At 59.0% G+C, this 26,614-nt stretch carries 23 protein-coding genes; 9 read left to right on the top strand and 14 right to left on the bottom strand.

Going from position 1 to position 26,614, the window contains the following annotated elements; translation table 11 throughout:
- Positions 1-44: 44 nt before the first annotated feature.
- Positions 45-890, bottom strand: a complete 846-nt coding sequence (locus O3S85_RS15180; RefSeq protein ID WP_269541478.1) for an inositol monophosphatase family protein — start codon at positions 888-890, stop codon at positions 45-47.
- On the bottom strand, positions 890-2,149 hold the full coding sequence (locus O3S85_RS15185; RefSeq protein WP_269541480.1) for a diaminopimelate decarboxylase: 1,260 nt from the start codon (positions 2,147-2,149) through the stop codon (positions 890-892). The genes O3S85_RS15180 and O3S85_RS15185 overlap by 1 nt, the downstream gene beginning before the upstream one ends.
- 371 nt (positions 2,150-2,520) lie before the next feature.
- Here O3S85_RS15185 and O3S85_RS15190 point away from each other — a divergent pair, with 371 nt between their 5' ends.
- Positions 2,521-3,051: a type II secretion system protein gene (locus O3S85_RS15190; protein ID WP_269541481.1), complete on the top strand. Its 531-nt coding sequence runs from the start codon at positions 2,521-2,523 to the stop codon at positions 3,049-3,051.
- A 125-nt stretch (positions 3,052-3,176) separates the two neighbouring features.
- Positions 3,177-3,650, top strand: coding sequence for a type II secretion system protein (locus tag O3S85_RS15195; protein ID WP_269541483.1), 474 nt, complete (start codon positions 3,177-3,179; stop codon positions 3,648-3,650).
- Positions 3,651-3,674: 24 nt separating this feature from the next.
- Here the strand turns inward: O3S85_RS15195 and O3S85_RS15200 are convergent, their stop codons facing one another.
- Together O3S85_RS15200 and O3S85_RS15205 are read right to left on the bottom strand one after the other, a co-directional pair.
- Complete coding sequence (locus tag O3S85_RS15200) at positions 3,675-3,920, bottom strand: phytanoyl-CoA dioxygenase family protein (RefSeq protein ID WP_269542094.1); 246 nt, start codon at positions 3,918-3,920, stop codon at positions 3,675-3,677.
- Between the two features lie 15 nt (positions 3,921-3,935).
- Positions 3,936-4,718, bottom strand: a complete 783-nt coding sequence (locus O3S85_RS15205; RefSeq protein ID WP_269541484.1) for a carbohydrate porin — start codon at positions 4,716-4,718, stop codon at positions 3,936-3,938.
- Positions 4,719-4,825: 107 nt separating this feature from the next.
- Between O3S85_RS15205 and O3S85_RS15210 the strand changes: the two genes are divergently transcribed.
- Complete coding sequence (locus O3S85_RS15210; protein WP_269541486.1) at positions 4,826-5,515, top strand: JAB domain-containing protein; 690 nt, start codon at positions 4,826-4,828, stop codon at positions 5,513-5,515.
- Between the two features lie 333 nt (positions 5,516-5,848).
- On the opposite strand, the gene O3S85_RS15215 is transcribed toward O3S85_RS15210, so the two are convergent.
- The gene (locus O3S85_RS15215; protein WP_269541488.1) at positions 5,849-6,811 is read right to left on the bottom strand and encodes an ABC transporter permease; all 963 of its coding nucleotides are present in this window, start codon (positions 6,809-6,811) and stop codon (positions 5,849-5,851) included.
- 131 nt (positions 6,812-6,942) lie between these two features.
- On the opposite strand from O3S85_RS15215, the gene O3S85_RS15220 reads away from it, so the two are divergent.
- Both O3S85_RS15220 and O3S85_RS15225 read left to right on the top strand, forming a co-directional pair.
- A complete protein-coding gene (locus O3S85_RS15220; protein WP_269541490.1) occupies positions 6,943-7,317 on the top strand; it encodes an ArsR/SmtB family transcription factor in 375 nt (124 codons plus the stop codon).
- Entirely contained in the window at positions 7,317-8,192 is an 876-nt protein-coding gene (locus tag O3S85_RS15225; protein ID WP_269541492.1) for an SRPBCC domain-containing protein, read from the top strand. The genes O3S85_RS15220 and O3S85_RS15225 overlap by 1 nt, the downstream gene beginning before the upstream one ends.
- A 58-nt stretch (positions 8,193-8,250) precedes the next feature.
- Here the strand turns inward: O3S85_RS15225 and O3S85_RS15230 are convergent, their stop codons facing one another.
- Both O3S85_RS15230 and O3S85_RS15235 read right to left on the bottom strand, forming a co-directional pair.
- Complete coding sequence (locus O3S85_RS15230; RefSeq protein WP_269541494.1) at positions 8,251-9,471, bottom strand: GAF domain-containing sensor histidine kinase; 1,221 nt, start codon at positions 9,469-9,471, stop codon at positions 8,251-8,253.
- A 46-nt stretch (positions 9,472-9,517) separates the two neighbouring features.
- Positions 9,518-10,711: an N-acetylmuramoyl-L-alanine amidase gene (locus tag O3S85_RS15235; protein WP_269541496.1), complete on the bottom strand. Its 1,194-nt coding sequence runs from the start codon at positions 10,709-10,711 to the stop codon at positions 9,518-9,520.
- Positions 10,712-10,741: 30 nt separating this feature from the next.
- Here O3S85_RS15235 and O3S85_RS15240 point away from each other — a divergent pair, with 30 nt between their 5' ends.
- On the top strand, positions 10,742-11,467 hold the full coding sequence (locus O3S85_RS15240; protein WP_343218958.1) for a uracil-DNA glycosylase family protein: 726 nt from the start codon (positions 10,742-10,744) through the stop codon (positions 11,465-11,467).
- Between the two features lie 27 nt (positions 11,468-11,494).
- Here the strand turns inward: O3S85_RS15240 and O3S85_RS15245 are convergent, their stop codons facing one another.
- The 5 genes from O3S85_RS15245 to O3S85_RS15265 form a co-directional block, all read right to left on the bottom strand.
- The gene (locus O3S85_RS15245; RefSeq protein ID WP_269541500.1) at positions 11,495-12,535 is read right to left on the bottom strand and encodes a bifunctional transcriptional activator/DNA repair enzyme AdaA; all 1,041 of its coding nucleotides are present in this window, start codon (positions 12,533-12,535) and stop codon (positions 11,495-11,497) included.
- Positions 12,536-12,609: 74 nt separating this feature from the next.
- Positions 12,610-13,503, bottom strand: coding sequence for a prolipoprotein diacylglyceryl transferase (lgt, locus tag O3S85_RS15250; RefSeq protein WP_269541502.1), 894 nt, complete (start codon positions 13,501-13,503; stop codon positions 12,610-12,612).
- A 159-nt stretch (positions 13,504-13,662) separates the two neighbouring features.
- A complete protein-coding gene (locus tag O3S85_RS15255; protein ID WP_269541504.1) occupies positions 13,663-13,899 on the bottom strand; it encodes a FitA-like ribbon-helix-helix domain-containing protein in 237 nt (78 codons plus the stop codon).
- Between the two features lie 41 nt (positions 13,900-13,940).
- A complete protein-coding gene (locus O3S85_RS15260; protein ID WP_269541505.1) occupies positions 13,941-15,950 on the bottom strand; it encodes a glycosyl hydrolase family 28-related protein in 2,010 nt (669 codons plus the stop codon).
- A gap of 67 nt (positions 15,951-16,017) precedes the next feature.
- Positions 16,018-17,355, bottom strand: coding sequence for a sulfatase family protein (locus O3S85_RS15265; protein ID WP_269541506.1), 1,338 nt, complete (start codon positions 17,353-17,355; stop codon positions 16,018-16,020).
- A 138-nt stretch (positions 17,356-17,493) separates the two neighbouring features.
- On the opposite strand from O3S85_RS15265, the gene O3S85_RS15270 reads away from it, so the two are divergent.
- On the top strand, positions 17,494-18,531 hold the full coding sequence (locus O3S85_RS15270; RefSeq protein ID WP_269541508.1) for a LacI family DNA-binding transcriptional regulator: 1,038 nt from the start codon (positions 17,494-17,496) through the stop codon (positions 18,529-18,531).
- 43 nt (positions 18,532-18,574) lie between these two features.
- On the opposite strand, the gene O3S85_RS15275 is transcribed toward O3S85_RS15270, so the two are convergent.
- Together O3S85_RS15275 and O3S85_RS15280 are read right to left on the bottom strand one after the other, a co-directional pair.
- Positions 18,575-19,564 (bottom strand): adenosine deaminase family protein, encoded by a 990-nt coding sequence (locus O3S85_RS15275; protein WP_269541509.1) that lies wholly within the window; start codon positions 19,562-19,564, stop codon positions 18,575-18,577.
- Positions 19,565-19,829: 265 nt separating this feature from the next.
- Positions 19,830-22,877, bottom strand: coding sequence for an ATP-binding protein (locus O3S85_RS15280; RefSeq protein ID WP_269541510.1), 3,048 nt, complete (start codon positions 22,875-22,877; stop codon positions 19,830-19,832).
- A 154-nt stretch (positions 22,878-23,031) separates the two neighbouring features.
- Between O3S85_RS15280 and O3S85_RS15285 the strand changes: the two genes are divergently transcribed.
- Together O3S85_RS15285 and O3S85_RS15290 are read left to right on the top strand one after the other, a co-directional pair.
- A complete protein-coding gene (locus O3S85_RS15285) occupies positions 23,032-23,343 on the top strand; it encodes an FmdB family zinc ribbon protein (RefSeq protein WP_269541511.1) in 312 nt (103 codons plus the stop codon).
- Between the two features lie 26 nt (positions 23,344-23,369).
- Positions 23,370-26,522 (top strand): SUMF1/EgtB/PvdO family nonheme iron enzyme, encoded by a 3,153-nt coding sequence (locus tag O3S85_RS15290; protein ID WP_269541513.1) that lies wholly within the window; start codon positions 23,370-23,372, stop codon positions 26,520-26,522.
- Positions 26,523-26,614: the final 92 nt, after the last annotated feature.

The following is a 26,614-nucleotide window of genomic DNA, read 5'->3' on the forward strand; positions in this document are numbered from 1 at the left end:
AATCGCGTAGAGCACAGCTCATGGCGAATTATGACCTTTTTCCTTTAATCTTTTTCCTTTTTCCTACCAATATCCAGCTTTGCCGCTGCCTCGACAAAGGCGGTGGAGCCCGCCGCGAAGCGCAGCTTCGGCTGATCGACTTTGAAATCCGTCATCGGAAACGCCGGCTCATCGAACCAATGAAAATCGCCGCCCGCACCCTTGATCAGTGCATAAGCCGCGGCAATGTCCCAGACTTTGACGCGTGTATCCAGGCAGCCATCGAGCTTACCCAGCGCGGTATAGGTCAGCGCCAGGGTGCTGCTGCCAAACGAGCGCACCCGGTAATTTTCCAGCCACTCGCGCAGGGCAGTGGTTTCCGCTGGCTTCATGGGAAAGTGCAGGGCGAGGATACTGTGTTTGTCCAGCGGGCTCGTTTTCGCACTTGCTTTGGTGGAACCATCGATGACGCCAAACTCTGGCCCGCCTTCCACGAGTTTGCCACGGGCGAGGTCGTAAACGAAGCCGTAAATTGGTTCGCCGCGACGCAGCAGCGCCAGTGAAATCGCGCACATCGGCACGCCGAAAAAGTAATTGTTGGTCCCGTCGATGGGATCAAGCACCCAGCAGAACTCAGCCTCCAGCGCGAGCAGCTCATCTTCCGGGCTCGATTCCTCACTGCAGAAATCGTCCTGGGGAAAGGTTCCCCGTAGCTCGGCGAAGAGTTTTTCCGAGATCGCAAAGTCGGCGAAGGTCACGCGGGTCTCGTCGGCCTTCCAATCGCTGGCGACCACGCCGAACTGACGGCGAAAGAAATCCACCTGTTGCTGGACGGCGACGCGGCCCGCATTGATGCGGTGACGAACGCTGGTCTGCGGATCGCGCCGTAATTTGGTGGAAAGTTTGCCCATCAACTATCGCAGACTTCGTTTTGCAGGATCTGTTCCAAAGTCTGGCGACGGCGAATCAGGCGCAGGCTTCCATCCTTTTCCAGCAGGGCCTCGGCGGCCTCGGGGAAGCTGTTGTAGTTCTTCGCACTCATGGAGGAGCAATAGGCACCGGCTCCTTCGATTACGATCAAATCACCCACGGCGGCCTTGGCCAACTCGCGCGGTTGCAGTGACTCCGGGTCGTCCGCGCCGACGGTCAACACGTCGCCGGATTCACAGCAGTGGCCAACGACGAGGTATTCGGCGGTTTCGCCCGTGTCTTGCTCGGGCACGACGACGATCGGGTGCTGCGCGGCATAGAGCGATGGGCGGAGAATCTCCGTCATCCCGCCATCGAGCTTGAGAAATTCGCGGCCATCGGGCCCGCCGGTCGAGACAACGTCCTGCACCGAGCAAATCAGCGAGCAGGCATTGGCGAGCAGGAAGGTGCCCGGTTCGATCTCCAGCTTGATCTCGCGTCCGGTCTCAGCGGCCAGCTTGGCAAAGGCTTCCTTAACGGGTTGGCCGACCACTTGCAGGTCGGTCGACTTCTCATGCGCCATGCGGCCGACCTTGTAGCCGCCGCCGAGATTGAGCGTCTTTACATCGCCAAAACGGCGCACGAGGTCGAGGCTCAGGTGGCTGACGCGCTCCCAGACGGCGGGGTCGCTGCCCGAGCCGATGTGCGTATGAATGCGCTCGATAGTCAGGCGGTGCTTGGCCGCGATGGCCTCCACTTGGTCAGCCCATTCGTGCCAGATGCCGAAGCTGGAGTGCGGGCCGCCGACGTTGGTCTTGCCGGTGCCGCCGGAGCCGAGGCCCGGGTTGAAGCGCACGCCGCAGCTTTGCCCGGGGAAGAGTTCGCCGAAGCGCTCGAGCTGAGCCAGCGAGCAGGCGTTAAACTTGATGCCAGCCTCATGTAGCTCGGCAAAGTCGTCGGGCATTTGCTGGGTGCTCAGGGAAATGTTGCCAGCGGGCACACCAGCCTTGATCGCGCGGCGGACTTCCCAGCCGGACGAAGCGTCGATGTGGAGGCCCAGCGTAGTGAATAGCTTGAGAATGGCGGCGTTGGGCGCGGCCTTCATGGCGTAGCGAACCGTCAACCCAAAGGCATTGGGAAAGGCGAGCGCGCGCTGCGCCTGTGTCTCCAGCGCTTCGGCGGAGTAAACGTACAAGGGGGATCCGTGAGCGGCGCGGGCATCGCGTGCTTGTTGGGCGGTAAGGTTGCGCAAGGTTTCCATGACGAAAAAGCTAACCAACAAGAACTATTTTCGCGGGCTTTTCCAGCTTGTTTTGGTCTTTGCGGATTTGCTGTGGATGCGTTGGGGGGTGGCGGTTTGGGCTTTTGGGGCATTTTTTGCCAGGTTATCGACGGGGTGTGGGTGAGCTGTAATAATTTTTACCAGTTTTTTCGAAGTGTATAAATAGCTGGTTTTAAAGGAATTACTGAGAGGCTTGGTGTCACTTACGTAACCGGATCGGGGGCTGTTTCGGTTGTCGCTTGTGGTGTATTCTTAGCGCGACTAAGTTGTGAGCCCTATATTATACCAGCCTTATTTAGCCCTAACCGGCTTATTATGGATATCATAACTATCATCAAACTGTTCCTCACATGTGTATCAAAAATCAAGCCGGTGCTCAGCGCAGCGCCGAGGCTAGCTTACCCCATGCGCTAACCGATCATGTGTGCCCTGCACCAAAGCGGGGCTTCACGCTGGTCGAGATCATGATTGTGATCGTTATTGTCGGTCTGCTGGCTACTATCGCCATGCCGGCCTTTCAACGCGCCCGCATGCTCACCCAAAATACGCGATTGGCCAATGACCTGCGCCAGTTCAGCGGCGCTTTCGAGAGCTATAGCCTCGAATTTGGCGCTTGGCCAGCTGACGTCAACGAGGGCGTTTTGCCCCCCGGGATGGAAGGCTACATTACCGATGGCAAGTTCACCGAACGCACCGTTTACGGCGGTAACTATGACTGGGAGGGCCCGGACGCGCACCCATACGCTGGCGTCAGTATCCGCAGCTCCAATCTGGAGGATCTGCAAGCGATCGGGATCGACGAGATCCTGGACAATGGCGATCTGGGCAGCGGTCGTTTCCGCAGCACCGGGGATTCCTACGTGCTTATTCTAGAAGAATAGCGGACGACTACATCGAAGACTTCACGCGGGCGGCTTGATGGTCGCCCGTGTTTTATTTACCCGGTTGATAAACAGCTTGTGAGCTGGGCCAGACGGCTCTATTATTTTCGACACTACTGCAAGCCATGAAAAACTCGACAGCTGCATCTGAGCGCCGTGCCGCCTTTACTCTGGTGGAGATAATGACCGTTATTGTGATTATTGGTCTGCTGGCGATCATGGGCATGCCGGCGTTCCAAAAGGCGCGCATTACTGCGCAAAATACCCGCCTCGCCAATGACTTGCGGGTGTTCGCTGGTGCCTTCGATAACTACTCGGCCGAGCATGGGGCTTGGCCGCCCGACTATGCCGCTGGCGTGGTCCCGACAGAAATGCAGGGCTACCTCGACCCAAGTGAGTTTACGATCCGAACCGTGGTCGGCGGTCGCTACGATTGGAATTATAATAACGGCACCTACCAGGCCGGTATCGCGATTACGGGCTCTCATATGGATGAAGAGCAGGCGACCGAGGTGGACGAGATGCTCGACGATGGTAACCTGAGCACCGGCAAATTCCAAATGGACGGCGCGAACTATGTTTACATCCTCGAGCCCTAGGGGGTGGCTTTTTCTAGCGGGGCCTTAGCAACTGACGTCTTTGCCCTCGCTGCCAAAGTGCTTGAGGCGGTCTTCTATCGGTGTCGCAGATTTGCCAATCGCGCCGCTTGAAGTGGATGACCGGCCCTTGCTGATGCCCTTGTGGTTGCGGTGCATGCAGCCGTTGGCTACGGTGGCTTCACCGAGTGCGATCCACACGCCAACGACGCGATCGTTGAGCGGAAAGTCGAAGTAGGCTTTGTCCTGATGCCAGGGCTTTTCGCGGCCCAGTTGCGGCGGCGTTGATCACTGCGGGTTATTGCGGGTGATAACGATCGGGTTGCTCGGGTAGGGATTGCAGTAGCGTGAACCGACGCTGCTGTAGTTGACGCTGAAATTGCCCGAACTGTAGCTGGCCGACAGGCCTGGTTGCTTCGGCTGGGCTTGTGGCGGGCAGTACGCGCCGCCATTGCCGATGACCACCACCGTGCGTGGCTGCGGATAATAATACGCCGGGTAGGTGTAAGTATAACGCTGAAAATTGGATGCCTGCTCTTCGGCGGCCGCAGCGCGTTGCTCGGCGGCGGCGACCCGGCGCTCCAGTGCGGCCAAGCGCTGCTCTTCGCGGCGCTGCTTGATCTCGGCGGCGCGGGCTTCGGCGAGGGCGAGGGTGGCGTCATATTCTGCCACGATATCCGCCTCCGGGTGGTCCTTGCGCAGTTGGTTCCAGTGTCCCATGATCGCCTTGACGTCGTTTTCGGTGATCGGCGTGGACTCTAGCTCCAGGTAATCCAGCCACATGCGGCCATGGTCGAGGCGCTCGGCAAGGTCCTCCGCCCGGCGCTCAGCCCAGTAGGCGGCCATGTTTTCCTTGGCCTCGGCATCACGCTTTAGCTGGGCGGTTGATTTTAAATTAACCACGGTCACGACTCCGTCCACGAGGGTGATGTCGCCGGCGTCAAACATCAGGCGCTGGCGGTCCCCCAGGTCGAGCTGGCCAATGGGAAACCCCAGTTCCTCGATGACGGCGGCGCGGGTGTCACCGACTTCCACCGCTTGAGCGGCGCTACCGAGTAGGGCTAGAGCCATGATCGCTAAAGAACGCATAATGAAATAATCTAGCAGATTTGGCTAATTTTGCAATTACCGATATTGGCGCTTGTCCAGCGGCGCAGGCTCGGCAAAAGTCCGCCGCGATGAGCGAAGAACCGGCGCACCACCACGGCCACCGCGCCCGCCTGCGCGAGCGATTTATGCGGGGCGGTTTGGACAACTTTGCCGACCATGAGGCGGTGGAGCTGCTACTCACGCTCTGCATCCCGCGGCGCGACGTAAAGCCGCTGGCCAAAAAGCTCTTAGCGCATTTTGGCTCGCTGAAGGGAATCCTGGATGCGCCGATGGACGAGCTGCAGCAGCTCGATGGCATGGGGCAGGTAACGCCCGTTGCGCTGCGCATTATTAAGGAAACCATGGTGCTCTACCTGCGCCAACAGGCTGAGCAATTGCCGATGCTCGACAGCGTGGACGCGCTGATTGATCTTTTCCGTGCACGTCTGGGCGAGCTGAAGCACGAGGTTTTTGAGGTGGCTTATTTAAACCACAGCTACCAACTGATGAAAAACGGCGTGGAGCGCCTGGAAGAAGGCCTCGCCAACCGCGCCACGGTTTACCCGCAAAAGGTGGCCCGCGCCGCGCTGCAGCGCCACGCGGTGTATGTCGTCATCGCGCACAACCACCCCACCGGCGAGCTGGAGCCCTCCCAGCAAGACCTTCGCCTGACGACCGCCATCAAAGCCGCCTGCGACGCCGTGGGCATCAATTTACTCGATCACATCATCGCGACCTCCGACGGCGCGACGTCCTTCCTCGACCGCGAACTGCTCTAGGGCAGCGTCCCGCTGCACCGGTTGATTTGCCCATTGGGCAAATGGGATTTTACGGTTATATCGATTGCCGTGAAAGCTGTAGCGATAGCTTACTCCTCGCGCTGCCTAGCATGCTGAAGGCGTGCGCGGTTGGCTTTAGCCATCCGCATGTTGGCGATGCATTGCCTTTCGGCCTTAAATACATGTCGGCCACTAAAGTGACCGACCTACGCCACTCTGATGCTGTGCGGCGCGAGCTCATCGCTTAGCGGGGCAGGCGCGCCTGCGCTACCTAAATATTAAGAAGCCATCCGCGTTTAATCCGCGTTCATCCGCGGCTAAACCCCTGCTGCCTTAGGCGAAGCGCAGCTTGGGATTCATCGCGGCCTGGACGATTTCAGCGAGCATGTTGAGCACGACGAGTAGCGTCGCGTAAAAAAGCGCGCAGCCGATCACGAGCATCGCGTCGCGGTTGATCGCTGCCTCGACAAAGAACCGGCCCAGGCCCGGAATGCGGAAAATCGTTTCCACGACGAAGGAGCCGCTGATCAGGCCTGCCGCGGCCGGCCCGAGAAAGGAAATTACGGGCAGGATGCCGTTGCGCAAACCATGCACGCCATAGACGCGCCAACCGCTGACGCCCTTGGCCAGCGCAGTGCGCATATAGTCCATGTTGCGCACCTCCAGCATGCTGCCGCGCGTTAGCCGTGCGAGGTAGGCCGCGTAAAACAAGCCCAGTGTCAGCGAGGGCAGCACCCGGTCACTGGCGAAGGTCCACCCGGACACGTTAAACCACTGCAGATCGAGCGCGAAATAGAGAATGAGCAGCGGTCCGATGACAAACGTGGGCAGGCAAATGCCGAGCATCGCGAGGCTCATGGGCAGGTGGTCGGTCAGTGTGTGTGGTCGCCAGGCTGCGAGCACACCAGCGCTGACGCCGATCAGCATCGCAATGACCAGCGAGTAAAAGCCGAGCTCCAGCGAGATGGGAATTTTCTGCGCCATGAGCTCGTCGACATCCCAGCCGGTGTAGGTCGTGGAAACGCCAAGGTCGCCATGCAGCAGGCCGCGGTATTCGCCGTTGGGGCGCGGCGACACACCCAGGAACTGCCCGTATTGCACGAGCATGGGCTGGTCGAGGCCGTATTGTTTTTCCCAGGCTTCGCGAATGTGGGGGGCCACTTCCTTCTCCTTGTCAAACGGGGTGCCGGGCGCAGCGCGCATCATAAAGAACGCCATCGTCGCCAGGATAAAAAGCACCGGGATTGTCTCGAGTAGGCGTCTGAGAAGTAGCTTGGTCATGCGCAGGGACAACATGGCAAACGCCGAGCCGGCATCCAAGCGGATTTTTTGGAAGTGATGACGCGGAAAGGGCGGGCGAATTAAAATTAACCGATTGGTTAATTATTTTCTTGCGCGAAGGTGTGTCCCTATAGATATTTAACCACATGGTTAATAGTTCTATCGACCTCAACCTGATTTTCTCGGCGCTGGCCGATCCGACCCGGCGCGAAATTTTGACTGTGTTGCGCGCCGGGCAACAAGCGGTGTCGGACTTGGCGTCGCGTTTTTCGATGTCAGCCCCCGCTGTGAGCAAGCACCTCCGCGTTTTGGAGCGGGCGGGTTTGCTTAGTCGCGAAAAGGCCGGTCGCACGCATTGGATATCACTCGACGCCGAGCCACTGGCCGAGGCCAACGAGTGGATCGAGCGTTACCGCATTTTCTGGGAAAGCAATTTCGACGCTTTGGATCGCTACTTGGAAGAGACCGATCCGGGCAATGAATCATTCAACAAAGAATCCACATCCAACCAACACAAATAATGACCACCATACTCGAAGCCACTGATAACACCCTCCAACTTCAACGCACGTTTAAGGCGTCCATCGATCGCGTCTGGGCGGCATGGACCGACCAAAACCAGGTTTACCGCTGGTTCGGCTGCCCCGATTCCAAGGGCCTGCGCGCCACGGTCGATCTGCAAGTCGGCGGCGTTTATTCCGTGACGCTGTTCACCCACGGCAAAGAGATGACCATGGATGGCAAGATCACCGAGCTGGCTGCGCCGAACCGCCTGAAGCTTAGCTGGCGCTGGGTGGGCGATGCGGAAATGGAGCAGCTGCCCGTGACCGAAATTTTAATTGAAATGTCGAGCGTTGCCGAGGGCACGCAGGTTAAGCTGACCCATACCGGCTTCCCCAATGCCGACGTTTGCAACGAGCACCAGAAGGGCTGGACTGCGAGCCTCGAACGCGTGGGCGATTTCGTGGACAGTGCCGAGGCGGAAATTTTCGCCGCGATCGAGCAGTGGGATGCCGCGGTGGCCAAGAAGGACGGGGCCGAAATTATCAAGGACTACGTTGCCGACGCCTCGTTGTTCGACATCGGCAGCCAGGTCGACAGCGCGCAGGGCATCAAGGAACTCTGGGAGCATTGCTTCCCGTTTTTCGGCGACACGATCACCGTGCACCGCAAGGACGTGAAGATAAAAGTCATGGGCGAGTCGGCCTTGCTCACCTGCTTATCGCGCTGCACCGGTATGCAGATCCCCGAGGGGCAGGAGACGGACATGATGAAGTCTTGGTTCCGCACCAGCGTGGTTTACCAAAAGATCGACGGTCAGTGGAAAGTCATCCACGAACACATTTCCATGCCGATCGACTGCATGCAGGAAAAGCCCGCCTACATCCTCGACTAAGCCAATTACTCTGCATCGCAAAGTTCAACGAAAAGGCGGGGCGCTATGCTCCGCCTTTTTACTGCTGCGGTAAGCTGATGTAAAACGTGCTGCCTTTGCCGAGTTCGCTTTCGACGCTGATCTGGCCGCCATGTTGCTCCACGGCTGCCTTACAGAAAGTCAGGCCCAGGCCGATGATTTCGTTCTTCGATTTTTTGCCGGAATCACCCACCGAATATTTTTCAAAAATCGACTTTCGCTCCTTCTCGCTGATGCCGGGCCCGGTGTCGCTAACGGCGAAGACCACGTGGCCATTCTCACTGTAGGCGCTCAGAGAAACCTTGCCACCCTTTGGCGTGTATTTAAACGCGTTGACGAGGATGTTTTGCATGGTGCGGCGAAGGATGCCCTCGTCGGCCTGGATAGTATTTAGCTTGTCTGAGACATCCGCGGTGAAGGTGATTGAACTGGCCTTGGCGGTCATCTCCTCGCGTTCGATGATCGGAGTCAGGAACTCAACGGCGTTCAGCGACTTTTTTTCCACATTGAGGTGCGTGAGCCGCATTTTGTTCGTTTCGAGAATCTCGCCGAGCAGGTAATTCATTTGGCGACAGCTGTCCTCGCAAATGCTGATGGCTTCGCGGTCGGTGTCGGTCAGTGCGCTCGAGTCCGCGAGCATTGAGAGGCCGCCGGTTATGCCAAAGAGCGGGTTGCGCAGGTCGTGCAGCATCATCTGGATTAGCTCGTCATTGCGGGCTTCAGCTTCCTTCAGTTGCTGGTTGGTTTGCTCGAGTTCACGGGTCTTACGGCGCAGGTCGATTTCGTGCCCGACGACGTGTGCGAGGTCGGCGATTTCGTTGATTTCCTCATCGGACCATTTGCGCGGCTTGGTGTCGATAACGCAAAATGAGCCCAGCACATTGAAGCGGCCTGAGCGAATCGGAACGCCCAAATAGGCGATCACGTTGAGGTCTTCGATGGCACCGTTGTCACACAGTCGCGGGTCCTTGCGGGCATCCTCCACGATCAGCGAACGGCCCTCGCACACGACATATTGGCAGAATGAGTGCGAGAGCGGCGTGCGCGCTTTTTCAGCAACATCGCCCGTGAGGCCCTCACATGCAACGAAGTGCTGGTGGTCGGTGGAAACGAGGCTGACGAGCGATACCGGCACATCGACCAGCGCTGCAGCAATGCGGGTAAATTTCTGGAACGATTCTTCGTTCTTCAGTTTCAAGAGGCCGGTCTCTTCGAGGTCGGCAACTCTCTCGGGATCGTCTAAAGATTGTCCGGATGACATTTTCGCAAGTTAGTAGGTTTGCCAGTAAGGTCAAGCTGAGCCAACGCTATGGTGCCGTATAATAACGCATCAGGGCCAACTCGACGGCTGTGGCGTAGCGCTCTACCAGTAGGTCTGGTCCATTGGAAAACTGCGTATAAAAGTCCACCGTGTTCGCCACACTTGGCTCCAGGAAAACCGTGGGGCAGCGGAAAAGACGGTTGGCCATCAGGTTACGAGCCCAGACATAGGGGTCTTCGTTGACGCGCACGGCGTTACTGCCGGAGTATGTGTAGGGCGGTTGCGGGTCGACTTCGGCAAAGGCAAGAGACATCGCGCTGGCCAGGCCGCGCTCTTCACGCCAGCTGCCGCTGAGCATTTTTTCGAGCATGCCGAGGCGTTGGTCGTCGTAGCTGAGCTCGTCCGCGCTGTAGGCACCGTTAATTAAATAATGCGCGTAGCCGGCGTCAGCCAGTTCCTTGCCCTTAGGGGCGGTGGTCCCGTCGACATGCAGGCACAGCATGATGTCGGGCTGGATGTCTTCATTGACGATTTTCGCGCGCGCCTTGATCTCACTCACTCGGTAAAAGAGCAGGCGGGCGAGGGCGTCGATCTTTCGTTCGCGGTCCTTGAGATCGATCTCTAGACCGGGCGTCAGTTCGCGCTCAGCCACAAGTTGCGCGGCCAGGGGGCGGAGTGTTTCCGGCGTGTCCGAGGTGACGGGTTGGTCGCTGCTGCGGGTTAAGGTAACCGCCGCACCGAGCGCTTCGAGGCGTGGCTTTAAGACCCGTGCCACTTCTAAGACAAAGTCACCTTCGCGGAATAGTGGGCCCTCGCCAGCGCGCCAGCTGCGGTGCTCCATCGCGGCAAACTCCCCACCGATATGACCAGGATCGAGTGCGATCTTCAGCCCAGCAAGGGGGAGTGCGCTTTCGTCGCTTGGGCGTTCGTCGAGCCACTCGGATCGCGTCCGCCAGTAGCGGGGAGGGCGGGCCGGGGTGTCTTCAAATTTCCGAAATGCGATGGCCAGCCGCGCGGCGTCTTCTGCGCTGCGCTTGACGAGTACGCGTTCCTTTTCGATGACGATCCAGTCCTTGGCTGCCTCATTGGGCGCAAACTGGCTCTCCAGCAACCAGCGAAAATCGCTGGCTGTGACTTGGGCTTGATATTCATCGAGCCGCGACCACTCTGGGGCATCACCCATCGAGGTCAGCTTTTCCGCCATCAGGCTGACCGCCGAGCATAAAATCAAAATCGCCATCCACCGCATCCCGAACACATTGCCCGCATGATCATCGCCGAACAACTGGAAAATGCTGCCGCTCAACTTTCTGCCGCGGTCGATTCGCTCAGCTTCAGTGAGCCCGTCACACACGTGTATAATCCCTTGGCTTATGCCTGGGAATCGCACCGCCAATACATCCGCCGTTTTGGTAGCTCGAAGAAGAAAGTAGTCCTGCTGGGCATGAACCCGGGCCCGTTTGGCATGGCGCAAACCGGCGTGCCTTTTGGGGAGATCGCCGCCGTGCGCGACTGGATGGGCATTAACGAAGTCGTTGGCAAACCGCGGACGGAGCACCCGAAGCGCCCGGTGGACGGCTTTGAGTGCCCGAAGAGCGAGGTGAGCGGCCGTCGTCTCTGGGGCCTGATGCAGGAGCGTTTTGGTGCGCCGGAAAACTTTTTCGCCGACCACTATGTGATCAACTACTGCCCGCTGCTGTTTCTGGATGGAGCCGATGGCAAGTGCCGTAACTTAACCCCGGACAAGCTCAAGGCTGCCGACGTGAAGGACATGTATGCGGCTTGCGATGATCACTTGCGCGCGATTCTCGATGCGCTGCAGCCAGAGTGGCTGATCGGCGTGGGTGGCTTTGGAGAGCAAAAATTGAAAGACCTCAACTGGGAGCAACCGCATCAGGTTGGCCGTATCTTGCACCCGAGCCCAGCGAGCCCGGCGGCGAACCGTGGCTGGTCCGAAGCTGCAACCAAGCAGATGGAAAAGCTCGGCGTTTGGTAGGGCGTTTTTTCCTGTTTTAAAATCTCGTCAAGCATGCTTCTGCTCGTGCTTCAGCAGCCACTGTTTGCGGACGAGTCCACCGGCGTAGCCACCGAGTTCACCGCTGGCGTTGATCACGCGGTGGCAGGGGATGATGATGGCCAACTGATTGCAGCCATTGGCCGTGGCGACAGCGCGAAAGCCCGTGGGCTTGCCGATGTTTTGGGCGAGGTCGGCATAGGCCCAGGTCGTGGCGTAGGGGATCGTCATTAGTGAGCGCCAGACCGTCTGCTGAAACTCTGTGCCGCAAAGTTTCAGTGGCGTTTGGAACGTCTGCAGCTTCCCTGCGAAATAGTCGCGTAGCTCTTGCTCGATTTGCGCAGTAATTGCGGTGCGGCCGGGAGTGATCGCCACCTTGCGCTTTTCGCGCAGGCGTTCGACTTCGCGCTCCAGCCCGCGCCGGTCGGTAAATTCCAGCAGCCAGAGGGCCTGGTCATCGGCCATGGCGATCATCGGGCCCAGTGGCGTGTCGAGCCATTCGGCCTTCAGGTGGTGGCGCGTTGCGCCTTTGGGCGCTTCGCCCATGATGCGGGAAAAGGCGTCGCGAAAGCCGCTGCCCGACTCGTATCCGGCATTGAGCTGTGCGTCGATGACGGGCTTACCGCTGCGGATGTTTTGCAGCGCCAAACCCATGCGGCGGGAGCGCGCGTAGGCGACAAAGGTCATGCCAAAGCGCTTTTTAAACTGCCGCCTCACCGTGGACGAATCAATGCCCAGTGCGCGGAAGTCAGCGTCACTCCAGCGCTTTTCGGGATCGGCCTCCACGGCGTCAATGAGTTGACGAATCAGCGGCGACTCCTGCTGCGGAAACGCCATGGGGTGGCAGCGTTTGCAAGGGCGGTAACCGGCGAGCAGCGCGTCCTGTGGCGTGTCGAAAAACTCGCAGTTCTCGCGTTTGGGTTTACGGGCGGGGCAGGTGGGCGCGCAGAAAATCCCCGTGCTCTTGATGCCGGCAAAGAACACGCCTTCGTAGTCCGGATTTTTCTCAACGAGCGCGGTGTAGAATTCGTCTGCCTGTTGGGTGGTCATTTACTTATGTTAGCACGCGCTGAAAAACTTGCCGCCGAAAAACAGGCACCGAATTACGATTTTGCGGTTGGGCGTTAGTTTACTTTGTCCGGCAAAGTATTTGTCTGCTTTGCTTTGCGTCGCAAAGTAATGATCGCCACCCCGGCAATGATCATAAACAGCGAGTAAAAACTGCCACGGGACAAACCGAAAATCAGCGATGCGTCGGGTTCGCGGAAGACTTCGCCCAGGATGCGCAAGATGGCGTAGCCGATTAGAAACTCGCCCGCCAGTTGCCCCAGGGGGCGTCGCCCGGGAGTGCTGAGCCAGAAGCGTGCTTGCAGATAAATGGTGAGCAGCAGCCCCTCCATACCGGCTTGATAAAGCTGGGAGGGGTGGACGGGCGGCGTCCAGAACCACTCGCCATAGCCGGTCAGTGGGTCGACGCGATAGTCGAGGAAATGATAGGCCCAGGGGACGTCGGTCGGGCGGCCGTAGAGCTCGCCGTTGATGAAATTTGCCAGTCGGCCAAAGAACACTCCGGGCGGGCCGAGCGTGCAAATGATGTCGGCCACCTGCCAGAACGAGGTCTTCGATTTTCGGGCAAACCATGCCATGCCGAGCACGATGCCGACCATGCCGCCGTGGCTCGCCATGCCGCCCTCCCACACGCGGAGAAATAGCAGCGGGTCCTGTATTATATCGTCAAAGCGGTAGAGCAGGAAATAGCCCAGGCGGCCGCCAAGCAGCGTGCCCAGGATGACGGCAAAGAGCAGGTCGGCTTGTTGCTCGGGGTTGTAGGGCGAGCGGCCGCGCTTGTAGTAAAGCCGCAGCAAACCAAAGGCCAGGGCGAAGGCCGCCACATAGGCCAGGCCATACCAGCGCAACCCGTCAATCGGCCAGCTCTCCGGAAAACGAAGCAGGAACGGATCGAAGTCGTGGACATGGTAGCCGGTGTCGGGAGCCGGCGGCAGTTGCGCGAGTGTCATCACGCGCTCATGGAGTCAGCCCGAAGCGCGTCAGTCAATCCAAGGCTGTGCGATTCTCCCGCGAGGATGCGGCGAGATTCGCATGGTGTTCTACGACACAGTCGCCGTCCGGGCCTGCATCCTCAGTCGAGAAAGGGCCGGGGCGACGTGAGAGGCACGCTAGCTGCGGCCCTCCTCGATGAGCGAGTGAAGCTCCTCAGCGCGAAGCACGCCACGGGTGGTCTGGCGGAGCCGACGCGCCTGGTCGCGGAATCGCACCGGTCGGTCTTCCTGCTTTAAGCCAACACTCAGGCAATGCAGGATTTCGTTTTCCAGACTACGGTGATCGCGCTTGGCGCGGAACTTCAGGCGGCGCAACAACTCAGGTGGGATATCAATGCCGGTCGGGGTTGGCATAAGCAAAAATTTATCGCTGCCATTAGCAAAATGCAAGTCCGTTAGTGCAAATTCTCCGCCGAAAATGTCGCGCTAGGTGCCTTGTTTGACGGGGAGGGTTTGGTCACGGGTGAGCCGTAGAGCGGGATCACAAACTGCGGGCCCCGCTCGGGCTCCAGTCCCCGGTTGGGGAACTGGCTGGCGGCAACGGTGGTCTGCTCGCCGTTGCACGATTCCATGATCGCCGTGTGGATGGTGTTGTGCGCCTGCCAGCCGTTGCTGGTCGTGGTCACGCGCAGTTGGGCGTCCTCGGTGAGGAACGACGGGTGCCTGGCCCCGCCGCAGTTGAGCACGCCGCCAAGCACTTCGGTGCGACCGCCATTGATCGTGTGAAACGCCGTGGCGTCGTCTTCGGTTTTATAGCCGAGCACCCACAGGTCGCCGCCGTCGTTGAGCACCATGGGTTCGCCGCGCTCGGGGTTTATTTGCCGAGCCCAGACCTGCTGGCCCCGGAAGGCCATGCAAACGCGGTCATGCCCCTTCGTGCCGGGGATGACCCCCGCCGTGCAAGCGATGTTGTCGAGGAATACTTTGCCGCCACTCACGCCGTTGCGATAGAGCGGCAGGGTCTGCGTATGCACGTCGCTGATGACGAGTGTGCGCTTGCTGGCGTGGTCGATTGTGTAGTGTTCGCCGCTCCACTGCTCCCAGGCAAAGAGGTCCTCGAACAGCAGTGGCGTGTCGGAATCGCCGCGAACGATGAATGCGCCCTGGTCTTTTAATTGACGCAGATTCGGGCCAGCAACGAGGTCCACAAAATGAAATGCCACGCGGTTGACCCCTGCCGGGATGACTACCGGGCTGTCGAGCAGGTATTTGCCAGGTGCAAACTCGACGACATCCGCGCCGGAGTTGAGCGCCTGTTGGATGGCTGGCGCGTCGTCGGTTTGGCCGTCGCCCAGCGCGCCAAAGTCATTGACGAGGCAGCGGTGGATCGTCTCCGGGGCCTCTGGCGTTTCTTCAACGTTCAGGCGCGGCATGATGTCGTCGGCGATCGCTTCGCCGGGTAGCACGATTTGGTCGATATCGCGGTCTCCCTCGAAGCCGCGCACTTGCACGTTTGCCGCGTAAATATAGCCGTCGCGCAGTTCGATGCTCTTGCCGCCGCGGCCTTGCAGCAGCGAGTCGATCAAAACCAGTAAGCCTCCGGCTCCGTCGGTGAGCACACCGGCGGAGCAATTTTCCACGCGGATGTTCCGCAAGCTCGCCGACGGGCGACCGGTGAAAACGCCCAACTGGCAATGGGTCACCGAAATATCTTCACCGGCCATATACATCGTGGCGGTGCTGGAATCGATGTGCAGGCCGGTTTGGAAGCCGTTGATCGTAATGTGCTTGAGTAGAATGCCCGAGTAATTGCAGTGACCGAGCATCAGGCCACGTGAGGCCGCGCCATCGGGGCAGGTGATCGCCACATTGCGCACGCAGCCGGTGTTGTTGGCATAAAAATCCAGGCCGACGGCGGCCGGGTTGCCCGCGCCGACGTCGATCGTCAAATCCTCGACGTAGTTCGACATCGCGACATTGGTGCGATGGCCGCGCATCAGCGAGACCACTGCCCGCGGCACCTCACCCTGAAATGCCTTGGCGTGATCAGCGAGGCGGATGACAGTCTTGCCCGGGCCATCGCCACGGAGGCGGATCTGTGCATTGAGCTCGGACTTGCTGGAGTTGGTTAGATTCGCGTGGTCGTAGAGAATGCGGTCGCTGATTTGGTAAATGCCTTCCGGCAGATAAATGGTCGGCACGTAGGGCAGGTGGGCAGGAAAAATCCCCACGACTTTGCCGTTCTCCTTGCGGTTTTCGAAGCCGTCGGGGTGGTAGCCGTCGTTGAAGGGCAAGGCGGAAATCTCGTCCAGCGCGCGGCCAAAGGCACCCATGGTCAGGGCGGTGGCGGCGTTCATGGCAGCAATGAGGGCTTGGGTGCAATCGCGCTCGCCGGTGGGGTCCGCGTTAAAGGGGGCTTGGGTCACATCCCAGCGCCAGGAAATGGGGAGGAAATCAGAAATCATGCTTGAAAATCAATGGGATGATTCTAGCGCGTTCGGTATTCCGGGCAAGTTAATTAATCGCTTGATTCTAGGTGAAAGAATACGGATCGGCGGTATCGGTAATCCACGACCGCAGTAGCTCGCGGTGATGCTCCAGGGCCTGCCGGTGCGCGGGGTCCAGGCAGAGGCTTTGTGTTTCGCCCGGATCGCTGGCCAAGTGGAACAGTTGTTCGCGGATATCACCGGAATCGAAGTGGACGTATTTGTAGTCGGCCGTGCACAGCATGCGGCCATTGGTTGGCCCTGGCTGACCGTAGGCCAGATGCAGATTCGTCTGCGAAACCACGTATTCGTGCGCAGTGCGCGCAGTGCCCTCGACCATCGGGCGAACACTCCGGCCGAGAAGATCGGCGGGAGCGGGCAGGCCCGCATAGTCCAGTAGAGTCGGGAACAGATCCAGGCAGGCGTTGACCAGCGCGGTGTCGTTTTCCGCCGCTTCGCAGCCACCCGGCGGGACGACGATAAACGGCACACGCGCCGTCTCTTCGTAGAAGATATTCTTCTGATGCCAGCGGTGGGCGGCGTTGCCGTCGCCGTGATCACTGAAGAAAATGATCGCTGTGTTGTCGGCCTGGCCGGAATCATCCAGCGCATCCAGCAAGCGGCCAATGCGGGCGTCGACCAGCGACACGAGTTGCTGGTAGGCCCAGCGGTATTGGCGCCATTGGCCCTCGTCGAAGGTCGCGCCGATGTATCCTGGGGCTCCGTCACGGGCGGCCTTCAGGCCCAGTTGGTGCTCGCGGATTGCATCGGGCTCGTGGGCGGGTATCGCGAAGTTGGCCGGCAGGGGTGGGCACTCGTGCGGAGGCGGGAAGGGCGGCAAATCGCCGTTTTTATAAGACTCCTCCTGCCCACTGATCATGCGAGCCACCTCGCAGATGTCATGCGGGTTTACAAACGATGCGAAGAGGAAAAAGGGCTGTTCGCGCTCCTTGAGCAGGAAGTCGCGGATGGGCTGCTCGATGTCGGCATCCAAGTGGTTGCCGCGCATGTGGGCAGTGGTGCGAAAGCCGTGCCAGTCGAGGTCTGCCGAGTCGTGTTCGATGTGCCACTTGCCGATGTAGGCGGTGTCGTAACCGGCCTCGTCGATGAGTCGGCTCAGCGGCTCGCCGTTCATCTGGCCTTGCGAGATGTTATACATCACGCCGGTCTCGTGTGGCATGAGCCCCGTCAGCATGCTGCATCGGGCGGGCACGCAAATCGGCTGGCTGGTGTAGGCCTTGTTAAAGCGAATGCCCCGTGCGGCCAGGCGATCCAGATTCGGCGTGTGGAAGTAGCCGCCGCTGGCACAGCCGAGCGCGTCGGCACTTTGCTGGTCCGTCATGATCACCAGCAGATTCGGGGGCGCGGGGATGGGGGGATACATCGTTAGATTATGCTATTTTGGCAATGGAAAGGCTGACAATCAATTTGTTGATTTTTGTTGTATAAATCGGGTTTTCCGAAAATAACGCAGACTTACCCCCAAAACAACCTCCCACCTACTCCAGCGAACATACGACCGATGCAAAGATCGCGTAAGACCGTAAAAATCAAGGACATCGCCGCTGAGCTTGGCGTGTCTAATTCACTTGTATCCAAGGTAATCAGCGGGAACCTCGGCACGACGAAAGTCCGCCCCGAGCTACAGGAAAAAATCCTCAAGCGAGCCAAGGAACTCGACTTCCGCCCCAATCCACTTTCCTCCGCGCTCAAGCGTGGGCGCTTTGGTGCCATTGGCCTGCTGATCCACCCGATCGGCGTGCCCGGCAGTGAGTTGCTCGACCGCCTGCTCATGGGCGTGACGAAGGAGCTGAACAACCACGGCCTGCGCCTCTGGTTGCAATTTTTTGAAGACGATCAGGGCTTTTTCGACTTCTGCAATCAGGAGATTTACCGTTCGGTGGATGGCCTGATCGTCGCCGGTGTTCCCCATCGCGAAACGTATTCGCTGATCGAAAATTTGAACAAAGACGGCCTGCCGGTGGTAACCAGCTTTCGCCGGCATTCGGTGCCCGGCGTGGCGAACATCACCTACAGCGACAAGTTGCAGGGCAAACTCGCGACGCAACACCTGATTCAAAAAGGCTGCCAACGCCCGGCGTTTCTATGCACCGATGATCCGGAGGATCAGCGCGAGGTTGGCTATCGTGAAGCTATGGCGGAGGCGAAGCTCAGTGTCGATCAAGGCCTGCTCGTTTCCACGGAAAAGTTTCCGCAAATGCACATTTTCAGCTTTATGGCTGGCCGGGCCATGGCCGAGAAAATGGTGACCAGCGGCCTGAAGTTCGACGGCATTATTGCCCAGTCGGATCAGCAGGCCATTGGCGCGATCAACTACTTGCGCGAGCAGGGCATCAAGGTGCCCGAGCAAGTGCGCGTTATCGGGGTGGACGATTCGCCGATGTGCACGGCTTCCACGATTCCGCTCAGTTCGGTGTCGCCGGAGATGGCGACCATCGGACACGAGCTAATTAAAAACCTCGTCGGCTACATCGATGGCAAAAAGCCCGAAAGCATCGATATCACGCCCAAGCTGATTGAGCGCGAATCGACGCGTTGATTACCAGACCTCGCCGAAGTATGGTTCGAATGCCGGCTGGTGTTTAAGCCGTTAACGCATCCAGCTCATCGAGCCAGGTTTGGCGTTTGGCTTCGTCGACGAGTGCGACTTCGAGGCCGTTGCGCACTAGCTGGACGAGCTCTTCGCGGGTGAAATTACGGTAGTGGTGGAGTGCCTCGTAATCGTCGAGCAGATTGTTGCCGAAGCTGATCGGGTCGTCGGTGCTCACGGTTACTTTGACGCCGGCGTCGAAGAGTTCGCGAATCGGATGGTTCTCCAGCGTGACGCCTGGCGAGAGCTTGGCGTTGCTGATCGGGCAGATGTCGAGCGCGATGCCATTGGCTTTGATTTGGTCCAGCAGCATTGGGTCTTCAACCGAGCGAATGCCGTGCTGGATACGCTCGGCACCGATCTCCACCAGCATGCGGCGAACGAAATCCGGGCCGAGAAATTCTCCGGCATGCGCCTTGGTGAATTTATCCGCGACGCGAGCAGCGGCGTATATTTCGGCTGTCCACGGCTCGATGGGTAAGTCCTCCGGGCCATGCAAATCGATGCCGGCGAGGCCGTCCCAAGTGAGCGCGTCTTCGATCACCGGACGCATTTTGGGGCCGCAGCCACTGTGGTGAATACCCATGAAAAGGCGCACTTCCAGATCCTTCGGCACGGCCTCTAAAACTGCCAGGTGAATCTCCTTGGCGTCCAGTCCACCAAACTCCGACACACCGCTGGCAAAGCTGCACTCCACGTATTTAACGCCGAGCTCCAGGTGCCGCTCGAACTGCATTTTCGCGGAGCGGTAATATTGCTCAGGTGAGGTGTGCCAAGCGAAGCCCCAGTCGAGCAGCTCCTGCTCGAAGTGCGTGAAGTCGCGGTATTTAAAACCGTCGGTCCAGGATTCCGGGGTCGGCTCGTCGGGGCGTATTTCACGGAGCAGCTCCAGTGGTAAGCCGCCTTCGAGGTGGAGGTGGGTTTCAGTTTTTGGTAGTTTGCGTAGAAACTCGCGCAGTTCTGGATCGGTCTTTCGTGGCATAGGTGCAGTCGTTTAAAATTCGACGCGAACATAGGCGATGCTTTGCGCGGACCGAAGGAAAAACTTCGCTTATTATGTTGATAGATCTTTCGAAGGTGGCGGCCGGTGTCCTCACCAGCCAGAGCATGCCACGATTAGATCGAATTGGTCCGCGCTAAACTATACCCACGAATTATTGTTCGCTGATAATTACATCAAGCGGCCTAGATTCTGGCCGGTGGTGACACCGGCCGCTACCTCGGATACGGTTGAAAGCATTCCTCCGCTACACCGTGCGCTTTTGCGAGGCGAGGATGAGGGAGTCGGTCAGTTCTTCCAGGGCGAGTGGCTTGGAAAGGTAGTCATTGGCACCGGCGTCGAGGCACTTTTTGCGATCGCCGGGGAGGGCGTTCGCGGTAACGGCGATAATGTGCGCGCCCGCAATTTGTTCGCCGTGCTTGCCGTCGCGGATGTCGCGGGTGATGTCCAGGCCGCTCTTACCGGGGAGCTGGATATCCATCAGCACGCAGTTGAACTTGTGCTCGGCAATTAACTTAACGGCCTCGTCTTCGTCGGCGGCGATTTTAAACGTGTAGCCCATGCCGTTGAGAATGTCGCGCGTGAGCTGTTGGTTCACCGGTTCGTCTTCCACGACGAGAATGGTGAGCGGCGCCAGCACGGCCAGCGGCGTGTTTTTCTGATTGGGCAATAGGGTGGGCTTGGGGGATGCGGCACCGCGGTTGAGGAAGACGTGGAAGGAGAAGGTCGAGCCCTTGCCGTCTTCGCTTTCGACGACGATGTCGCCGCCCATTTTTTCGACGAGGCGCTTGCTGATCACGAGGCCCAGGCCGGTGCCGCCAAACCTGCGCGTCGTGGAAGAGTCGGCCTGCGAGAAGGGCTGGAAAAGATTTTGCACCTTGTCTTTGGGGATCCCGACGCCGGTATCTTTGACCGCCACATCGACGCGGCAGCGACCCAACTGCTCGGTATCTTTAACTGCGACAATCACGTCCACGGAACCTTTTTCGGTGAACTTCACGGCATTGTTGACGAGGTTGAGCAAAATCTGGCGCAGACGGTGCGAGTCCCCCAGAAATAGGTCCTCTGACTCGCCCTTGAATTCGTAATTGATCTTCACGCCCTTCTGGTTGGCCTTCACGAGGATGAGCTCCAGCGCCTCCATGACGGTTTGTTCGAGCGAGAACTCCTGATACTCCAGCTCGACGCCGCGGGATTCGATCTTGGAGTAGTCGAGGATGTTGTTAATTAACTCCAGCAGTGCTTTGCCGCTTCGGTTGACGATGGCCAGCCACTCGCGCTGCTGGTCGTCCACCTGGGTCTGCGCGAGCAAGTCGGTGTAGCCGAGGACGGCGTTCATCGGCGTGCGGATCTCGTGGCTCATCATGGCGAGGAATTCGCCCTTGGCCATGTTCGCACGGTCGGCATCTTCCTTGGCCTTGCGGAGTTGCTCCTCGCCGCGTCGGCTTTGGATAAAGCTGCCGAGGCTGCCGGCGGCCACGCTGAGGGAGGCGATTTCGGAGTCGTTCCAAGCCCGTGGGTTGTCGTCGCAAAGTTCAAACGCGCCCCAGAACTCACCGTCGACAAAGACCGGTGCGAGCAGCACGGATTTTATTTTCCGCTCGTTCATGAGCTCGGACATCTTGCCGGGAGTTGCGGCGGAGTGCTGCACGACCTCGCCATTGGCCAATCGGGTGGTCCACTCATCCGGGAGCTCATTCCAGTTCAGTGACGGGTCATTGTTGCGGGTGAGCTTGGCGAAGGGGGCATTGGTCCAGCGCCAGGGCGTGGCGTCGGTGGAGCGGCGTTGCTCGCGCTCGGGATCACTGGCTACCAGACGAATGGAGTCTACCTGCGCATAGCGGCCAATGCAGTCCAGCGCGCTGCCGACTCCTTCGTTGAGATCCTTGCTGGCGAGTAAGGCGTTGGTCGCCTCCGCGACGCCTTGCAGCACGCGGTCGCGCAGTTCCAGGTCTTCCTGGGCGCGCTTGCGGGCGGTTATTTCATAGGCTACCCAGATGATGCCATCCAGCGTTTCCATCTCGGTATTTTCGCGCATGGGCGCGAGGCGACCTTCAAACCAGAATTCCTCGTTGTCGTGGCGCAGGGGGTATTCGATGCTTTCGGCCTCGCCGGTGCGGAGCACTTTGCTGATGGCGTCATGGAAGGCGGCGGCAAGATCAGCTTCCCAGAAGTCGGCAATGTGCTTGCCCTGCCAGGATTTAATATCCTGATAGGCCCCACTGCGCTGGGCGGCGAAGACTTCGAGGAACTTGCCGTTGGCCGAGACGATGAACGCCGCGTCGGGCAGGGCGTCAATAAAGGCCTGTAGGTGCTGTTCGTTGGACGCCGCTTTTTCCTCACTGCGGAGGACTTCGGTGATGATCGCAGCCAGGAAGAAAGTCGTTGCGCTGAGAATGCCCACGAAGACCCAGATAAACTCGGGCGGTGTGGAAATATACTTCTGCGTCGGCCCCAGAACCTGGAGGATTTCCCAGATCGCCATGATCGCGATGATGACGACACCGGCCGTCGCGCCGCGTTGGCCGAAGCGAATGCCACCCCAGAAGACCACGGGAAACATCGCGAGCTCCAGCGGGTATTTCAGCGTGTCCGTCGGTGCCCAGCTGTCGAAGACGGCAAAGGCCAGGCCGAGCAAGACAATCAGCCAAATGAAGACTTCAAATATCTGCCGGTTGCGCCAGTTGATCTTCGTCCGGCCGGTCCAAACGAGGGCAAAGGGCGCCAGCACGAGGATGCCCACGGCTTCGGCAAGCCACCACGGTGTGAGCAGGCGGTTGAACTCAAACCACGGAATCTCGTCGACGTGCGCACAGAGAATCACGGAGGTCAGCGCCGCCAATAGCAGGCCGCACATGATCGGCCCCAGCGCGAGAAACACAAAGACATCCCGGATCGCCTCCATCGCGTAGTCCTTGAGGAAGCGCCGCAGCATGTACGAGGTAAATCCGACGGAAATAGCGATGGCTACGCCGCGCTCGACGGCGAACAACCAGCCAAAGGGCAGGTTAAGGCCATGCCAGGCAATGGCGGTGGCGACAAACGCGCCCAGGTAAGAATAGCCGCCGCGCACCGTGATCGCCAGAGCGAACCCCGTCGCTGGCCATAGCAGAAAGACGCTGCTTTCGTTGATGGAATGCCCGATCGGCATCCACGCGCCAATCTCCATGAACAAAAGATAGCCCAATACGGCCGCAATGTGACGCAATATCTGCATCCACCAGCTAACTTTTCGACTCGGGGGGTCCTCGGTTTGCGTGGCGAGGTCTTTTACCGCTGATACGGCTGTATCCATGATCTGAGTTTCGATTTCTGGGGGAAAATTACAAGCCAAGCAGCTTACTTTTTTCCATCCTTGGTTAATCGGGAATAAATGTTATCTGTTTCCAAGGTATTCCGGCGCTATTCCTGCTTGCGCCAAGCGGCCAAATTAGCGAAATAGATGACCCATGCCGATTTACGTTTACCAGGTGATTAACGCGGATGGCAGCGAAGGCGAGATGTTTGAAGTCGAGCAGTCCATGTCCGACGCTCCACTGAAGCAGCACCCCCGCTCGGGCGAGCCCGTCCGCCGTGTTTTTCAACCACCCAATCTCGCCACCAAATACACTCCCGGTGCCACCAAGAGCAAGCTGGAGAATAAAAACGTGGAGCGCGCCGGCTTTACCAAATACGAGCGCGACAAATTGACTGGCACTTATCATCGCACGGCTGGCGCGGATAAGCGAGCACCGGACACCATCAACCCCAGCCAACTCTAACTGACCTGTTTCCTTAAGCTGCTATCATGAGTGATGAATCGACCGCCCCCAAGATGACGGCCCCCCCCGGTCGCGCCTACGAAGTCCTGACGCCCGGTGAAAAATTCGGGGATTACCAGGTGCTCCGTTGCGTGTCCTACGACTTGCTGGGCAGCCTGTATCGCGTCCGCAAACCGCGTTCCAAGGACGAGAAGACGGTGTTCGTCATGCCGCCGATTATCAAGTCGGACCAAGAGTTTCATGAGCGCTTTGCGCAGATGGGGCCCAAGCTCTGCAAGCTCGAGCACCCGAATGTTTTTTCCTTTGAAGAGGCTGTGGTGGTCAAGGACCGCTTTACCTTTATGGGAAAGGAGTTCGACGGGGAAAACCTCGCCGACTACCTGCAAAACTACGTCAACAAGCAGATCAAAGAGCGAAAAAGCAATCAGGACGAGCCCCGCGAACTCGTGTCGGACTTGCCTATGGGCCTGCCGGCGGACGACGTTACCTCGATCCTTAGCCAGACGCTTGAGGGCCTGGCCTACCTGGCTGACAAGAAAATCCAGCACTACAATCTCAACCCGACCAACATCCTTCGTGCCAAAAATGGCTCCATCAAGGTGGCCGGTTTCGGCCTGCTCAGCCTGATCGGGCAAGAGCGCTTTGAGGCAGTTGTCTCTGCCGGGATTCCGCCGATCGCCCTCGGCGGTCGCGCGATTCGCATCAACACGGTGGACATCCTTTCGCCCGAGGTCCGCCAGGGTAAACCCGCTGACGCCCGCTCCGATGTTTACGCCCTTGGCATCACCGCCTACTGGCTGCTCACTGGCCGCAAGCCGACCGCGGATTACGTGCCACCGAGCGAGGTGGTGCACGGGCTTAGTGAGAAGTGGGACATCTTTATCGCCAACTGCCTGGACCGCGAACCGGAGAAGCGCTACCAGAGTGTTAACAAGGCCAAGGACGACTTTGAGAATTTCGAGAACATCCGGCCGCTGCGCAACAAGTCGCAGAAGGCGTCGATCGGCACCACCGACACGAAGACGGTTTTCCGGCACTTGGATTTTATTCCCGTGCCGAAGAAGCTCCAGGAAAAGGGCACCAAGACTGCCAGCGCATTCCGACTGGCTGTGGTGGGGGTGGTGCTGCTGATTTTTGGCTCGTTGATCTTTTCGGCGATCAATGTCATGCTGGATGATTCCTTTCCCGATGGGGTGGTGGCGATTAAGACGCCCGACGGCCAGGAGCCGCGGCTGAGCTTTGCGCTGGAGCCCGATAACGTCGGGGTGAAAATCTCTGGCACGACACACAACTTCATCGTTCGCGATGGAAAGCTGGATCTGAATATCTTGCCGGGCTCGTATCGCTTTGCCTTTACGGCACCGGGATTTGATTCCCACTCGGAGCTGATTCAGATCGATAAAGAACCGCTCCAGAAAACCATCAAGCTCAGGCCTGCCCTGGTGGATGCCGTGTTCGTCAGTGAGCCCAGCGTGACGCTGACCGCCGTGGACGCTAGCGGTAAAGAATTTCCATTGGGAGAAACGGACGCCAGCGGTCAGTTGGTGGCCAACCAGGTGATCGTCGCCGGTGACTACACGATGATCGCGGATAAGGCCGGCTATTCGCCGACCAAGTCTGGCCCCTACACGCTCTCCTCGAGAGAGGCCAACACGGTGCAGGTGCCGATCGAGGCCATCCTCGGTGTGCTCCGCGTGAAGTCCGATCCGTCCGGCGCGGATGTTTTCTACGGCGACCGCCAGCTTGGCAAAACGAACGTCACCCTGCAGGATCTGCCCGTCAACGAGGAGTTCCTGCTCACGGTCAAGCTGGATGGCTACCGCGACAAAACGCTCGCCGTCACCGTGTTGCCGCAGACCAAGGATATTCTCGATTTCGGGACGCTCACGCCGCTCTCCGGTGAGATCGCGCCCGTGATCCTCTTTGGCGGCAAGGAGCCGACACCTGAGCAGTTGAAAAGCGTTAAGATAACGGGCGTCAGTAGAAACAGCCAACTGGGCGAGCAGACTTTTTCCGCCGACGCCAGCAGCATTGCCAACGGCCAGTTCCGCATCCAGGGAGTCCGTGAGGGCGAGGTGGAGATGACCGTTTCGCACCCGGATTATTATGACGTCAGTAAGACCTTCTCGTTAGGCAACAATGTCCGCGTAAAAGTGCCGTATGACATGGAGCCGCTGCCCGCGATTTTGACCTTGGCCCCCAAGCCGGCCAACGAAGATTGGGTCATCACGCTGGATGGCAAAAAGGTAAAGCTTCCCGAGATGCAGGCTCCGCTCAAGCCAGGCGTAAAACACACCCTTTCGATTGGCAGCAAAGACTACTTTGCCCAGAGCAAGAGCTTCACGCCCAAGCCCAATGAAAAGATGAGCTGGGCACCGGAGATGGTGTTGATCCCCAGCCCGGAAAGTGGGCAAAACTACGAAGTGCCGTTCATCGACATGTCGCTGGTTTGGATCGCGCCCGGGTCGTTCTCCATGGGCAGCCCGCCCACCGAGCCGTCTCGCTTGCCCGAGGAAGGCCCCGTCACGCAGGTCCGCCTTACGCGCGGTTACTGGATCGGCGCTCACGAAGTCACCCAGCAGCAGTATACGGATGTCATCGGTTTCAACCCCTCGCGTTTGCAGGGTAAAACCCGGCCGGTAGAGTACGTGAGCTGGAATGAAGCCATGGCCTATTGCCGCAAGCTCAACGAGCGCGAGCAGGAGGCAGGCCGCTTGCCTGCTGGTTATGAATACCGCCTGCCGACCGAGGCCGAGTGGGAATATGCCGCGCGCGCCGGGTCCACGGCTCCGTTCCACTGGGGTAATACCGCCACGGCAGAGAATGCACATTTCCAAGGGACCTATCCGCGCGATTTCGAGTCCAGCGATGTCGACGCCGAGGACGACTACGGTGCCAAAGAAGTTGGCCAATATCAGCCCAATGCCTGGGGACTATACGACGTCCATGGCAACGTCCGCGAGTGGTGCTTCGACGACTACAACGCCCGCCTGCCGGGCGACGAGGTCACGGACTGGGTCCGCCTGCAGGACGGCAGCCGCCACCCTGTTCGCGGCGGTGGCTGGGAAGACTTCGCCATCCGTTCCCGCGCCGCTTCCCGCAGCGAGGGCCTCAGCGAAAACTTCCGCAACGCCAGCACCGGCTTCCGCGTCGTCCTCGCCCCCGCGATCGCGGAGTAGGGGCGGGGGAGTTAGTCGCGTTTGCAGCGCAGCTACTTTACTGGCCTTCGTTTTTTCGGCTGGAAGCGAACGTAGAGCTCTGGCGCGGCGCG

The organism is Cerasicoccus sp. TK19100 (assembly GCF_027257155.1).
Taxonomy (GTDB): domain Bacteria; phylum Verrucomicrobiota; class Verrucomicrobiia; order Opitutales; family Cerasicoccaceae; genus Cerasicoccus; species Cerasicoccus fimbriatus.